The sequence below is a fragment of the Chryseobacterium endalhagicum genome, assembly GCF_016745235.1.
GTDB lineage: Bacteria > Bacteroidota > Bacteroidia > Flavobacteriales > Weeksellaceae > Chryseobacterium > Chryseobacterium endalhagicum.
On the sequence record NZ_JAELVM010000001.1, the window covers coordinates 1,405,348 to 1,420,653 of the forward strand.

Annotated in this window: 7 protein-coding genes; 4 read left to right on the top strand and 3 right to left on the bottom strand. The window is 32.1% G+C overall.

Going from position 1 to position 15,306, the window contains the following annotated elements; genetic code table 11:
- Window positions 1-122: 122 nt before the first annotated feature.
- The 3 genes from JET18_RS06150 to JET18_RS06160 are packed head-to-tail and all read left to right on the top strand — an operon-like array spanning window position 123 to window position 3,134.
- Window positions 123-1,733 (top strand): hypothetical protein, encoded by a 1,611-nt coding sequence (locus JET18_RS06150; RefSeq protein WP_202089729.1) that lies wholly within the window; start codon window positions 123-125, stop codon window positions 1,731-1,733.
- Window positions 1,673-2,203 (top strand): hypothetical protein, encoded by a 531-nt coding sequence (locus tag JET18_RS06155; RefSeq protein ID WP_202089730.1) that lies wholly within the window; start codon window positions 1,673-1,675, stop codon window positions 2,201-2,203. Before JET18_RS06150 ends, JET18_RS06155 begins: the two co-directional genes overlap by 61 nt.
- A 4-nt stretch (window positions 2,204-2,207) precedes the next feature.
- Window positions 2,208-3,134 (top strand): hypothetical protein, encoded by a 927-nt coding sequence (locus tag JET18_RS06160; RefSeq protein ID WP_202089731.1) that lies wholly within the window; start codon window positions 2,208-2,210, stop codon window positions 3,132-3,134.
- 391 nt (window positions 3,135-3,525) lie between these two features.
- Here JET18_RS06160 and JET18_RS06165 read toward each other — a convergent pair whose 3' ends face one another.
- Window positions 3,526-9,369, bottom strand: a complete 5,844-nt coding sequence (locus JET18_RS06165; RefSeq protein WP_202089732.1) for an ATP-binding protein — start codon at window positions 9,367-9,369, stop codon at window positions 3,526-3,528.
- Between the two features lie 454 nt (window positions 9,370-9,823).
- Between JET18_RS06165 and JET18_RS06170 the strand changes: the two genes are divergently transcribed.
- Window positions 9,824-11,086: a hypothetical protein gene (locus JET18_RS06170; RefSeq protein ID WP_202089733.1), complete on the top strand. Its 1,263-nt coding sequence runs from the start codon at window positions 9,824-9,826 to the stop codon at window positions 11,084-11,086.
- A gap of 114 nt (window positions 11,087-11,200) precedes the next feature.
- On the opposite strand, the gene JET18_RS06175 is transcribed toward JET18_RS06170, so the two are convergent.
- Together JET18_RS06175 and JET18_RS06180 are read right to left on the bottom strand one after the other, a co-directional pair.
- On the bottom strand, window positions 11,201-14,341 hold the full coding sequence (locus JET18_RS06175) for a DEAD/DEAH box helicase (protein ID WP_202089734.1): 3,141 nt from the start codon (window positions 14,339-14,341) through the stop codon (window positions 11,201-11,203).
- Window position 14,342: 1 nt separating this feature from the next.
- Window positions 14,343-15,212 (bottom strand): hypothetical protein, encoded by an 870-nt coding sequence (locus JET18_RS06180; RefSeq protein WP_202089735.1) that lies wholly within the window; start codon window positions 15,210-15,212, stop codon window positions 14,343-14,345.
- Window positions 15,213-15,306 lie beyond the last annotated feature (94 nt).

Sequence of the window (15,306 nt, forward strand, 5' to 3'; positions counted from 1 at the left end):
CTGAATTGTATCTTGATTTCAAATTTGGCTGTTCGAAATGAGTGGAATATTTGTAAATTTGAAAAAAAGATAACCAACCTTCAAATTGTCTCTCATATCTTTTTTAAGGTTATAAATACTCTATGATTACAACAGTTTATATTCCGAAAAAATCTCTCGAACATCTGTTCGGCCATACTGAAATCGGCACCACATTGCAGCTTGGTGGTTATAATGATTACATTTTTTCAGAAGATGAGAATTCAATTATTTTAACAGAAATACGCCAAAATAAAACTTTTATTCAAAATTTTTATGGTAAAGATATAGATTTAGTATCGGCGATTGTCGGGAAAAACGGATCTGGAAAAACTTCCATCATGAGACAATTCAATTATCCTATTGACCAATTATCTGAAGGGTTGTTATTTGTATGGGAGGAAATTGTTGATGATAAATTGATCACAAAAATAATCAATCAGACAGAAAAGGAAATTGTTGCAACAGAAAATATTCAAGTTGTAAAAAAGTACGATTTTTTTAATATACTTTATTATTCTCCTATAATTGATTTTGAGTTGAAATCAGCAAGCTCACCAGTGAATCCATCATCAAAATTTGATTCTTCACTTCAACAATATTATTTGAAATCCTTACACCAGCAAGGTTTATTGATGGGAAGTACTTTAATACCAAAAATACTTGAATCTTATCCAGATTTTCCTAATTATAAAGTTCTAACACTGCGAGCACATAATTTTACTAAAGATTACTTTATGGAAACTTATGTTTTATCAAATTTTGGAAACCCTAATAGGGGAGATACTCTGGTTCATGAGCTAAACCGTACAATCCAAATGCTTGAAACGGTTCCGCAGGAAAATATTACAAGAAAAAAAGAAGAGGTTATCAATGAGTATAAAAACTATGTAAGATATCTAAAAGCAGATAGCTTCACTGAAAAATTGAAGCAGATTTGGGATATCCCAGATTATAAACCAAAAGATCAACCCAATAAAATACATGATCAGAAAAATGCAATTAGAGATCTTGAAGTCCTTATACTAAGCTATTTGCAGGCGGGAGCTGTTTTTGTACAAAATGGTTTAGGAGCACCCTACAATTTTGATGATTTTTTAAAAGCGGAGAATTTTGAACAACGTTTAGATCAACTTTTGAGGCAGTATATTATTCAAAAGAGTGATTTACTTCATGGTATTTTAATGGATAGACTTGGTAAAATCTCTTTAGACAATAGTGATGAGATCATCAGAATTATTAAGGAGGATAAGTTTCATAGTTTTGGAAGTGTTGAATTTGCACCAGTAAAAAGGGGGATTATCAAAAATGTAGAAGATTTTACGAAAATAAAAGAGTTTTATTCTTTTATGACTGCTCTATACAAAGAAGGGGAATCAATATCATTTGATTTTGAAAAAGAATATAAAGTATTTTCTGATTTTAATAATTTTTATAAAGAAATAATCACTATTCTTAGTCGTTATAATCGGGGAAATGAGGCTATTTTGTTTGATTTTAGTCCAGATAAAAAATTATCAAACGGTGAAAAGGTTCTTTTAGACCTATTCTCTTCCTTTTATTCTTATGTGATAGAAAATAAACGTCATAAGCAAATTTGTAAAGAAAATTTTGTACTTCTTTTAGATGAGCCCGAGCTAGGATATCATCCTTTGTGGAAGAAAAAATTTGTTCTGGCTGTCACATTGTTTTACCTATCTTATTTTCAGAGTTAAAGCCGCTACAATATAATGCTGAGCTGAAAAGGTGGGAGAGCACGGGAAAAAACGCCCCATCTTTGCAAATAATTTTTTCAACTCATGACCCTCTAACACTTTCTGATGTTTTGTTTGAAAATGTAATTTTTTTGGATAAAACTGCAGATCAAAAAACTTCAATATCTACAGATAAAAAGAGAACATTTGGAGCCAATGTTTCTGATCTATTTGCAGACTCATTCTTTATCAGCGATGGGCTGATCGGAGAATTTTCAGATAGTAAAATAAACAAAACTATCGATTGGCTGAGAGATGAGAATGACAAAACTAATTCAGAACTGCATAGAATTATTATCGAGAAGATAGATGAGCCAATTATACAACGTAAGCTTGCTCAAATGTATTCTGATAAAATGAAAACTGATCTTGCAAGAAAACTTTTGCAAATTGAATTAGAAGAAATCCAAAATAGGTTAAAGAGAATGTAAGCATATGATATTTTTTGATTTATCTTCAAAACCCAACATTATCCAAGAGCATCGTGATAGCTTAAAACCCTATCTGTTACGTAAGATAAGAGAAAGCAATCTAAACAGATTGTTAAAAGATTTTATTGAAAGCAAACTTGAGGATATACTTATCTCTAAGCCAGCAGATTTAAAAAATATAAATGATTTGCTTTTAGGGCACAGAGCATATAAAAATTCGCTGAAGCCTAAAATAAAAAAAATCTTTAACTATAAATATTTTAGGGCTAAAGGAAATAATAGATATGATGCATATGCTTTAGCTGCTAAACTAGAAATTCGCACCTGTCTGTACTGTAATAGAAATTATACACTAACAGTAGATAAGGGTTCGGGAAAGGATGATAAATTCATCAGACCGGAATTCGATCATTTTTTTGATCAAGATGATTATCCGCTGCTTGCCTTGTCTGTTTATAATCTAATTCCGAGCTGTAAAACTTGTAACAGTACTTTAAAACATACAGCTAAGTTTAAGTTGTCAGAGAATATTCATCCCTATATTGATGATGTTATTTCTGACTATAAATATCAATATTTGCCATATACCGTTAGTGCAATATTGGGGGGCTCTGCTCATCTTGGTGTTAAATTAATGCCAACCAGTTCTGATGCAATTTTAAATCAAAGGATAGAAAACTCTTCCGAAGTATTTAGGTTGAACGAAATCCTCAGTGCCCACTCCGAAGAATTAAAAGATATATTTGATATCCGTCATCGTTTCTCGCAAAGATATCTTATTGAATTGGTGGAAAAATATGAAAAATTAGATTTTGATTATGACGATATTTATCGAATTGTATTCGGTACGTATTCTAAAGAAGCTGATTTTAGCAAAAGGCCATTTAGTAAAGTTAAAAAGGACATTTTAAATGAATTAGGTATTTTGTAAATATATTTTTTTGGTGATGACTATAAAAATATTTTGCAAAATTATTCAAGAAGGTAGTATCTTAAAATAAAACTCTTCTCTTCTACTCATCAGCTAACTCTTTAAGAATTGATTGTCTTTCAAATTTATAATCGAATTTTTCATCAATTAAAGAAATATATCTTTTTTGTAAAATACCAATCGGTCGTTTTCCCGTTTTGCCCTACTAAAAACCTTCAGGAACGTAATGTTTCTCTGATTATTACTGACCTGATGTTTTTGCCAGCATAAGATTATTAGATATTTTCATAATTATTAGCTGAATCTTGCAGTCACTTAAATTGGGTTACTCTGCTTTTTCGGGTATATAACTATAATGGTATTATTTCTTTTCCAGGGGGTTTATCAAATTTTAAAAGTCATTCAAATGTATAATTTTATAAGAATTTGTTGAATTATATAAATCATCCCTGTTCATGCGGTCTTTAACACTAATTTTTTGTTTTATAACAAATGATAGAGTTAAGTTTTTCTTTTTCAAGAAACTCCTTAAATATTTTCGATCTATAATTAAATAACTATTATAAGGGGCTGGTGTACCATAGCGGCTAGTATCTTTAAAATTTAATAGAAAATCGTTAAATGATGCTATCTCATTTTGGTCCTTTGTAAATGTAAGTATACCTGAGCTGTAATCAAGCCGTGTTTCTTGATCGAAAATAGGAGATAGCAATACTATATTATCTTTCATTCGATAGTATTGCCACATATTATTAGCTAATGTCCTTATTTCGCTAATCAGTGGTACATACTGATTTGATTGGTTATTTTGATGAAATCTCAATTTTCCATCTAAGGTTCCATAATTATGAAAATGTGCATTAGCAGGATACCAAAAACCACTCATTGCTATATGTTTGTATAATTGTTTTGCGTCCATTTGCAATGAACTGGTTTTGGGAGTTGCAAAGGCAAAGGCTTTTAGTTGGCAATATACATTTGAATCATAATGATTGTCACCATGTGAAAAATTACCATTAAAAAAAAGCGGAATAGAATCATTATCTTTCTGTAGAAATTCTATTAATACTGTTTTATAATCATCAATCTCTTCAATTGTTCTAGAGTCTTTAATATTTAATTGAGGCCACCAAGATGGACATTGTGTAAATTTTATTTTCCACAAGGAATAATCAATCGGTAAATTTTTGATAGTGTAATGCCATAGATCATTGGAATCAATCAAGTTATAATTATAGAGAAAATCAACCAATTTCATAAATGTTGATTTTAAAATGTCTCCAAATACAGTTGTTCTACCAGTGATGATATTATACTGACTGTTCGAGTAATCTTCATCTTTGCTTTTATCATATGTTAAATCAAAGTCTTGGCAATATTCTTCATATGAAGTACACCACACGTTCCATACATCAATAAAATTTCCAGCCTTTTGTTTAAGAGAATCTACATAATCTATATAACATAAAGGAAGATTTCGCCCTACAAGGTGCTGGAAGTCTTCTTTATTTAGTTCTGTTTTTCCTGAAGTAGCGTAAAAATATAATGGATTAGTAATATTTAGTTTTAATTTTAATGTTTCAGCGATGTTTTGCATGAGTAAATCAGTTGCTAGACATCGCACAGAAAGTAAATTGTTTAATATATTTTGATTTAAAAATTTAAATGTGAGAGAGTTTATGTTTTGTAAGGACTTAATTAGGATTAATAATCCTTCACAAGCTCTATTTTCAAGAGATTGTACTAAAAGATAGTTAAAAAATATCTCATGATATTGCCCATCAAAATCATTTTTCAATATATCTGCTATTGCTTCAGCTGCGCTAGCCTTGGTAACTGGATTAATCCACATTAGGCGAGATAACAAAATTTCAAATGGCGTTATCTCTGCTGGACTGAGGAAAAAGTCTGGGACGGGTAATTCTATGTTTGGAAATATTTCAGGTAAAAGATTGAGGTAAGAATTTGTTATATTCTCAGCTTTTGAAATATCTCCACAGTCAACATAAAATTGTGTACTTTTGGGAATGGGAACATTATAATTTTTTTCTTTGCCATAATGTAAGCCTGTATTTTTTACACTTTCGCAATAAAACTCCTGTTCTCGCCCTGGATAGTCTTTTAATACATTTTTCCATCTTTTTTGAGATTCCTTCATACGACGCATATAGGTAGGAGACCATCCACTGCCATTAGACTGTGCCCAACATATACAGTTGAATGCAAATTCTTTATCATATTTGTAAGCAATAGGATAGATAGTGTCCAATAATTCGGCAGATATGTTTGAAAATCTATTGTTAAATATTTCCTTTAATACTTTTATTATTTGATACTCTTCCTGTGGAAAGGAATTTAATCTAGTGTTAAGCCAACTATTCAGAAATGATGACTCAGAATATGTAATACGACCATTGATGAAATTCATTTTTACTACAAGATGTTCTTTAAGTTCCTCTGGCTTAATATGACTGTGGTCCTTGTTTATTTTACTGGCAAGTTTCTCTTGTTTTAATTGTTTATGAGTAGCTGTATTTATTCCAAACTTACTTGTCAAATTATTTATTATGTCTTTTATTGATGTGTTACTTTTCTGCAATTCATTCAAGGTTTCCAAGTTATTGACTGCGGTCTTACCAATGGCTTTAGAAACGGGATCATCAAAATTCAACGTATGTAATATATCATCAAAAGTACTTTCTACTCTATCATATTCTCTGATAGAAAGATTGTACATATAAATGTTGTAAAGCATTCTAGGATCCACTTTGGCTAAGAGGTTACAAAATACAGTTATGAAATGCCTGGTTTCATCTCCATCTGTTAACTTTTCGATATGATGTATGTACGGAAAAATTTTTATTAAAAAATCTTTACTTTTATTGGATGCTGCATTAATACAAACTTCTATACTTTCCAAAATATCATGAAGAAGCATATATTTATGGTGTGAATAGGCCAGAATATTAGCTGTGGCTCTCTCAAGAAGTGGTCTTATTAATTCATTATTGTCAGATGTAGTAGCTAAAATCGCTAAATCTGTTATATAGTCGCATTTTTCAGTAAATGGAATAATTTCATTTTGTATTTGTTGTAATTCAGTTGTTATAAATTGCTGAACTGCAATTTTGTTCGGTTTTATCCGTTTAGAATTAATAAGGGTAAACAGGGATGCTTTATTGTACCATTTATTATTTTTCAAGTAATTTAATTCTTGATATTGTAATTCATGATTATGGTTATTCTTTTTATTAATTATATAAGACATCCAAAGTACAAAATCTATGATATACGGTATCCCAATTCTTCTATATTCGTAGATATCATAATTTTTGGGAAATTTCAATATATCTAATTCTTCAATAGGACTTAAAATATGTTGAATATCTATAATGCTCTTATTCTTTGCCTTATCAGATAATAATTTTGCAACACTTAAAATGGCAATATACATTTCAGATACCCAGATTTTGTTTGGATCATTATCCATAATTTCCATATTGGGCAATTCACCTAAATCCATATAGGCATTAATAAAAGCTCCTAATAAATTATGTTTGAGTAAGTCTAATATTGGTTCTGATTCACTAGAGTGATATTGCACTTTTATGGGAAAAGAGTCTAAAGGTATTAGTTCAACCATATTACCATTTGTGTAACCAAAAAGGCTCTTGTAGAATAATTGTAAGAGTGTTTCTTTTGGAAGCAGAGTATCAATATGATGTGCCCATGTTGCAGTTACATTCTGTAAATCATAAGCTATTAGTACCTCAGCTAATGCCTCCTTTTCTTCTTCAAGTAATTGAGTTTTCAAAATTTCCTCAACATGACGAATTGGTTGTTGAAGTTGTTCAAATAGTTTTTCTAAGTAAAATTTAAAAAAGTGCGCTGCATGCTTATCGCCTCGGAATTGTTTGATAAATTTGAAAATTCTTTTAGTTGGAGTATCATAATTGATAACTATTTGAATCCAGGACTTTGCAATTTCATTAATTTCGTGATTAGCTTCAGTAAATAACTCATTAATTCGATCTATAGCTTCTTCGGGAATAACGCTTGTTATTCCTTTTTTCTTGAGAGCAATGACGATCTCAGCAAGTTGGTAATGTGTTAAAACACTAAAATCGGGATATTGTATAGTGATGGTTTTATTTGTTTTAAAAGATATAGCCCATATATTACCAAGTGTTTTATCCAAGTTATAATACCTATTACTAAATAGATTTTCAACAATTGAGAAGTATATAAGTTTATCCAATTGATTTGTTTCAAAAGCAGCTTTTGTTGCTAAAGACAAGATATTTTCAATAGTAGTTTCACTATGACAGTCAAGATATTGATTAACAATCCAAGAGTTATCAATATTCAATAACATATCTGGATTTCCTAAATAGTATTCAACTTTTGGCAGTTCAGACCAGCAAAGTTGGTATTGGGGCTTTTCTTTTAACCAATTTTGTAGAATTCTATATAATAATATTTTCTGTTCATTGAGTTCTGGTTGGTTGTGAATGAATACAAAGAAACTGTTGTGATACACTGATATTCCAGATAGCTCAAATCGGAATAAATGACGAATTTGGGCAAAACTGTCTGTAATCTCATAAGGATATTGGCAAAAATTAGATGCTAGAGAAGTTAGTTGCTCTTCTTGCAGTTTAAAATCTAGGCTTGTTAACGCAAATGAAATAGTCTTTGCTAATGAAGAAAGTTGTTGCCATAGGCTCTTATAATAATCTTCAATTTCAGTATTATAATGAGGAATACGGTCTAAATCGAATTCCGAAATTCCTTTCTTTAAATTTTTTATTTCGGTCAAAACATACCTTAAGTGTAGAGGGTTACCTTTAGTAATCTGTGATAATTTTGAAACGATTGTCTCAAAATGAGTACCATATATTTTGTAGTCTTTTGGAAAAGCTTTAATAGCTATCTTTTTTATACTTTCTCTCTTTAGTCCTTTGATTTCAATCCATTGCTTACGAGGTGCATATTGATTAATAATATTAGGAAAACAGTTTGTCGCCATTTCTTGTGTTCCTAAAATTAACCAATACCCCTTTTGAGGATATAGAACTTCATTTAGAAATTCTATAAGTTGGCTTTGGCTATTTCCTTCTCGAATTACATGATCTAATCCATCAATAATTAGAATAAATGATTTATTTTCATTTCTGCAGTAACCTGAAATTTGGTCTATAAACTCCTTTAATTGAGTAAACGTAGTATTTTGTTCACCTAACGATTTAATTACAGTATTTTTCTGTTTTTTAAATTCAGCTTTTAATCCTTCAATTACACGTTCCGAGTTTAATCGATCAGCATATGAATTGTCTTTCGGATTTAAGTGATAATGGTGGCGAAATACAAGTGTATTCTCTTTCTTAAGTAATGTATATAATTTAGATAAGTAAGTACTTTTTCCACTACCAGGTTTTCCTATAAATACCTTAATCCCACCGTCTATACTGGTTAGGTCCTTTAGAATATCTTGATGAGTATTTTTGTTGAAGAACTCAAAGTCTGTAGGAATTTCAAAGTTTTGATTTAAGGGTCTGGGGTTATCCCACGATAGATGTAATCTTATATCACTTAAAGTAAATGTTTTCGGATGCTTTTCAGCTCCTTCATTTGCTATAAAAAGCAGAAGACTATCAACTCCGGCTTTAGTAACCTTTAATTGTTTGTATAAAATTTCTCGCAGAATTTCTTCCAGATCTTTTTTATTTGGTTGATTAAATTGAAAGCAAAACTCTCTAAAGAATATATTAATTAAGTTTAGATCTGTATAAATTGATTTCAGATTGTCAAGAAATTCTGGATTGACATCTGAAATTTTATAAGGATTCAAATATCCATTTTGCAGGCATTGTTCAATTTCAGGGGCAATATTTCCATTAGTTATAAGACTACAAAAAATATTTGGTTCTTTTAGTGCGAAGTATGATTTCATCCATTTGGATAGCCCTTTATTAAATAATTGGTTAAAATCCCACAAATCAGTTTCTGGGTTCTGTTTATGCTTGATTTGGTAGTATTCGATTCCTCCGTCTTTCCTTTGTGCAACAATGTCATCAATCGCAAAATGCGTAATTTCAATATCTTCCGGCTTATACTGAATCCGAATACTTTCGTATAGTTTTGGGTCTAATAACCAATCTACACATAATTTTAAGGTAAATAAATCTTCATATTTATATCCGCTTCTTATAGAGCTGTTGGGATTTATTTTCATTACTAGAGAATTGACTTTTTTAAATTGGAATTTTATGTTTCGAATTATCCAAGATAAGAATTTAATCTAAATGTCAGAAAAGGGAATCCGTAAGGTTTCATTACGGGCTTTATAAAGTTGTTGTAAGTATTCGGGTAGTGATTACTTTATTTTTTTATTTTGAAAATCTAAGTTTTTTAAAATTGTTTTCTCAAAGTTTTCTCTTATAATTTTAATAATTCAGTATTTGCCAAAATTCTGATTCCTTTTGTTATTTGTTTTAGTGTGAAATAAATTCTCTAAATTTTAATGGGAAAGATGTGATTGAGATACACTGGATAATTATAAGTAGATAAACCTAGAAAGTTGGAACTTGCTTTAAAAAATATTTTCGAAAATAGATATTTAAAATAAATGTGTATTTTTCAAATAAAAATTATTTCTAAATTTTTATTATAGCAGTTTATTAATAACTATGGAAAATAATGATTCAAAGGATAATGGGAGAGGTCTATTATATTCAGCCTACCATAAACTATATAGCGCTCTTAGTAGTTTGGAGAAATTTGAAAAAGAAACAAATTTTTTTGACAATATTACTTATCTGGACAGTTTCTTTTCTGAATATAGGAATGTTACTTTTATGCTTCAAAAGTCGCTCGCCCATACCGAGTATATGAAAGCTTATGAAGAAAATAGACAAAAATATCTACTTAATGATACGTGTAAATGGTTTATAGATAAGCGAAATGAGGTATTAAAACAACAACCTTTCGATTTAGAGAAGAAAATTCGTATAGTAGTATATACACCATCCGACAATTTGGCTTTACCAGAATTATCATTTACAATTGAAGATGATATTGAGTTCTCTACATTGATTGACTCAATGCGTGAGTTCTTTACAAAATTAAATTTAGTTGAAGTAATGTTTTCTGCAGAATTTTCATTTTTTGAAAGGGGGAAAACTGAAGAACTGCATGACAATTTTGTTGAAGGTATCAGTAATATGAAATTGTTTATGAAGTCAATGAAAGAGGCTGTAAACGAAAGTTGCATATTATCCGACCAACTTGAAAAAAAGATTGATGAAATGAAGTTTTACCGTATTCCGAAAAATATGCTTTTAACGGATGATTATATTTTTTATACTAGAAAAAACATGTTCGAGAGAGCCTCAAGGGCGGAATTAAGCCTAGGAGTGAAGAACGGAAAGGTACCATCTTCTAATTTTGAAAAAATGTTTCCAGGCTCAAAGGATTTATTTGAGAGTTTCATTATGTTGCATTTAGTAACCTTTCAAATGCAAAAGAATCTTATGCCAACATGCTTGATTGTTTACAATGACAGCACAATGCAATTAATGTCCTTTGATAGTTCTATAAAAACAACCGTCTATAGAAAACTGTATGAAATAGCAAATCGTATAGAAAAAGAGGAAATTATTGACGTTATGTATGTTGGAGAAATGTATATTTACAAAAATACCAAAGAAATTCTCAATTTGGAAAGTAGAGAAAGAATAAAATATAAGAATTCTGAGTCACTTATTTTTTTCAAATCAAGTCATGATCTGACCAATTGCTTTTATGCTTTCGATTCTGCTATGATAGATGATATGGAGTATATAGTTTCTGTACTGCTTTCTGAAAAAAAAGATAAATTTGAAAACCTTGCATTCATGAATCCAATAATCAATGAATTCAAACGTTTAGTCCATAAAAATAATAAGCCTTGAAACGTACAATCTAATTATCGAAATTAACAAGATAAAGAAGTAATAATTTAAAAAAGTTCCATAGTTTACTGTATAAAAATTTTGCTTTAATTCTTCGGAGGATTCTTAATCTCTTTAAAAAGCTTGATGTATTTCAACACGTAATAATCTTTTGTATCTCATTTTATAGCGAAGCTTTTCCTCAGAATCTAAGCCCTCCCTAATCAAAGTGGGAAGGTTTCCTATAATAAAAGGTATATCCTCTTGCTCAAAGTTTAGAGAGAATAATAACTCTTTCAATGTAAGTGAGGCGACGCCAATTGCAAAGCTAATTTGAGGAACCAACCGTAGAATAAAGTGCCTGGCTTTAGATAGATAAATTTCATCTCTTCCAGGAATTTTAGAATTAATGACCATATAATTCTCTCCCATAACAAAAGATTCCAATATTGGAGCAATCTCAGATATTCGTGAAATAACATCCTGTTGGTCGTATTTTGAAACTTTGAGACCCAGCGCCCTAGCAAGCTGTGCACGAGCAGCATTACCTGGAAACATTTCTAACACACGTGCTTCATTACCTTCAAGCCAATTAAAGAACCATATTATCCATTCTGTGACAGTAAATTCAAATAGAGTATCCAAATCTATCTCGTCCAGACTTTTCCCCAATTGCTCAATGATTGTGGGGTTAATTCCTGTTTTTAAACTTACGACCTCTACCCAGTCATTGAAACGTTGACCAAGTTGCATCTTATCGCGCCTTTGAATAAGCTCAAATACTTTATCAGAGAAGGACGTATCAGTAGCTTGGGCAGCTTTAAAAGCAGCAAAAGAATTGTTAAAGATAGATTTTATAGATGTTTTTTCCGTCTCATCGTTGTGAAATCGAAGTAATAAACTATTTAGGTTTTGTGGTAAAATCTCATTTTCCTCACTATTGGTAACTTCATCAAGAAATCTTGTCAAGGGATCATTAATCGTCAAACATTGGTCGCTTTTCGAAAATACCCTTTGTTGCAGATCTTGCCATCTTTTTGGTGCTGCTGATCTTTGCTCAAATGTGATGATTTGTCCCGGCACTATGAGTACAACGCCCTGTGCAGCCATTCCTGCTCTACCAGCACGACCAGCTGCATTCAAAATCTCATGAGCTAATAATTTTTCTGAACTTTCAGTATCTTCATCAAAACGGTCGTCGCCAGCAATAATAACAACCTCTGCCGGTAAATTGATTCCCTGAGCCAAAGTCGCTGTCGCAACAATAACGTGGATTCCTTCTAGGTTTTTAAACAATAATTCGTTCAACTGGCGCTCAACTGGAAGCAACAGGCCGTGGTGTGCTGCAACCTGATTTTCCAAACTAAAAAATGAATGATCTAAGCTTCCCAACTCAAGTTCGAGGCTTGTCATTCGTCTGGAATTTTGCGTAACAAAACTTTCCAGGTTCATAACTCTTTCTTTTAATTGCTCATTTAAATAACGAGCAGTGCTTATCGCATAGATCGGATTGTTCACAAAAACTAAAGTCTTAATACCTGAAGCAACAAAATGAGCTGCAAGCTCAGCTGCAACTTTATTTCTGTTGCTAGTTATGCCCCAAGTCGGGGCTAGTTCTAATTTGATTTTTCTATCAAAAAGTTTTCTTACAAAAAAATCATGAGGCCTTTTTGGGTCCCATATATTTCGTAAACTATATATTTGATTCGGAGTAGCATAGATTAAATCTTTAAGTTTTTTTGGCGGTCCACCTTTTACTGCTTCGGATTGCGCTTTAAAAACCATTTCTCTAAGTTCTTGTAATTCCTCACGAGGATAAATAATACAACCCTGTAATTGTCGTGTTGGTTTCCAGCTTGAATTAAACGCTTCGCAATTTCGACCTGTTACAGCACTTACCCAAGAAGCGATTTCTTCACCATTTTCAACCATAGCTGATATTAAAAGATAATCTGCGTTTGGTAATTCAACAAATAGACGTAAAAGACAATACATTGCATCTAGGCTACGTTTGTCAAGCCTTTCTATACGGGAATTTACCAAATGGAACTCATCAAAAACAACCAGTCCAATGTTTTCAAAATGTTCAGGGTTCATTGCCAGTAATGTAAGGCATCGTTCGGGAGTCATAACGTTAATTGTTTCAAGTCCTTCATTATCGAAGTCAGTAAATTCTCCACCTATTTCTAGCCCATTATTATTCAAATTATCAAACAAAGTTGTCAATTCTCGATTGATCTGGTCTTCAAGCGCATGGGTAGGGACGAGATATAAAACAGATCTACCCTCCATAACGGTGGAAGCAATTTTTAACTCTGCAACTGTAGTTTTACCTGCTCCGGTAGGAAAAGTTAGAACAGCAGAATTTCCAGAATTAAGAAACCCGGTCTGGACGGCTTCGAAATGGTTTTCCCATAAATAAGGTCGTGACCCAGCGAGTTTTTGAAGAAAGGGAAACCAGTCGAATGGATCAATTCCAGTAGGTGGATTGACATTTATGACTCCTCTGCTTAATAATTGTTCCTGCAATACATCTAGCAATAAAGCAAGATGGTAAGCACCCGAGTAACAACTTTTGACAGAGAAATTGGCAAGGGTTAGATCGTGCACTGCTAACTGGATTACTTCTTGGAAGTAGTTGGTTTCCAATTCGTCTAAACCAAGTAATTTTCCAGCCATTTGCTGCAACCCGCGTAGCAATTGGATCCATAGATAATCCTCTGCCTCTGCATTTACTTCATCATCAGCGTATTCTCGTACAACAGGTCTAATCGCTCTCATTGATCCAAGTTGCCCCTTTGCTAAAAGACATATAGCGTTTTCTAATTGATTTTGAATTGTATTTGATGATTTACCGTTCATCCTTCCTGCTATTTCAGCAGCATCAGCCGGACTTTCACCTATCAGAAATAGAAGAATCGAAGAAATCCAACTTGGTACATTTTGGGCCTCCAAACCGTGATCGTGGGAAAATTTTTTTTTATCACGAATTAATTGAAGCAAATTATGAGCGGTTGCGGAAACAAAAGCTGCGGAAACACGGTTATTCGAAGTTCTATTGAGTACCGTAAAAGATTCTAGGTTGTTAGCAAGTTTTCTCAATTCATCTATGTCGCTTCGTAACCTTTTAGAAATTTTTCTATTTCCGTCGACTCTTCGTCTGACCGAAACAATCCTAGCGTAAATTTTTGTTAAATATTGAGGTAGCTCTTCTGTTTTGGAGCCATCTATTTCTGGTGCATTTTGGATTACTGCCTCTGTTATCGAATTGTACATATTAAGGACGTTGCGTTTCTAAAAAATCATAAATCAAGGAAGAAAAGTTAACCATCCATTGCCGTATGTCTGCTTGTCTAAAAGTAAGTGTCTGTCGTCTAATTTGATTAGTTCCTGATACGCAGTCATCATAACCATTAAATAATCTTTTTGTTTTTTTAGGAGTAGAATGGGTTGAAAGCGGTGTGATTCCAGCGCGATAAATCCTATTTTCTTTTTTGTAAATGTCGTCTTTTATAATCGTTTCAAGTTCGTCATCATCTAGGTTTCCCAAAAGCATAGTAATTTGGGTAACTAATTGACTGTCAAATTCACCCTCTTCAAACAGTTTAAATTCAGGCCAAACCTTGTCCTTCAAAGTGGGACGGGGATTTTCGGTATATTTATCTTCGGCTATAATCAATGCTTCAATTCTTTTTGTAGAGGTCAGAACAATTGCTAGCCCGTCGATGCCATGTTGGGCCATATTTGTATGTGGTGCCTGCGAGATTAGATTTAAACCTGAGTATTCCATCCGGACAGAAATCCATGTCATCATCTGAAACAACCAGCCGTCCCGTTTCCATATTTCTGGATCCGTAGTAGCAGTAAGTTGCCTTTGTGCGCGATCAATCATCACGTTAGTCGAAGGTGGAGCTGTTCCATTCTTAGCTGCTAGAATAGCTGCTATGTGACGATGATGCCCCAATAGTAAGAGTCCAACCTGTCCGGCAAGTTTTTGTAAATCATTTATCAGCAAGTGAGTCTCATGAACTAGAGGTTTGTGATCTGTATTTGAATGGTTAAAAGGCATTAGGACTACATTAATTGTGTTAAGGTAGCAATTTTGTATAGTATGACAAATTAAAATATCCAAAATTATAGTATCCAAATCTACTGTTTAACTTTAGATGGTGAGTATTTACTAAAATCCGAACTATTCCTGAATGAAAGGTATCTATTTATTGTAGTCAAATTTCTTTGTT

Excerpts from the sequence above, each read along its gene's own strand:
- JET18_RS06150 (WP_202089729.1), top strand. The coding sequence starts at position 123 with ATGATTACAACAGTTTATATTCCGAAAAAATCTCTCGAACATCTGTTC.
- JET18_RS06170 (WP_202089733.1), top strand. The coding sequence starts at position 9,824 with ATGGAAAATAATGATTCAAAGGATAATGGGAGAGGTCTATTATATTCA.
- JET18_RS06160 (WP_202089731.1), top strand. The coding sequence starts at position 2,208 with ATGATATTTTTTGATTTATCTTCAAAACCCAACATTATCCAAGAGCAT.
- JET18_RS06175 (WP_202089734.1), bottom strand. The coding sequence starts at position 14,341 with ATGTACAATTCGATAACAGAGGCAGTAATCCAAAATGCACCAGAAATA.
- JET18_RS06165 (WP_202089732.1), bottom strand. The coding sequence starts at position 9,369 with ATGAAAATAAATCCCAACAGCTCTATAAGAAGCGGATATAAATATGAA.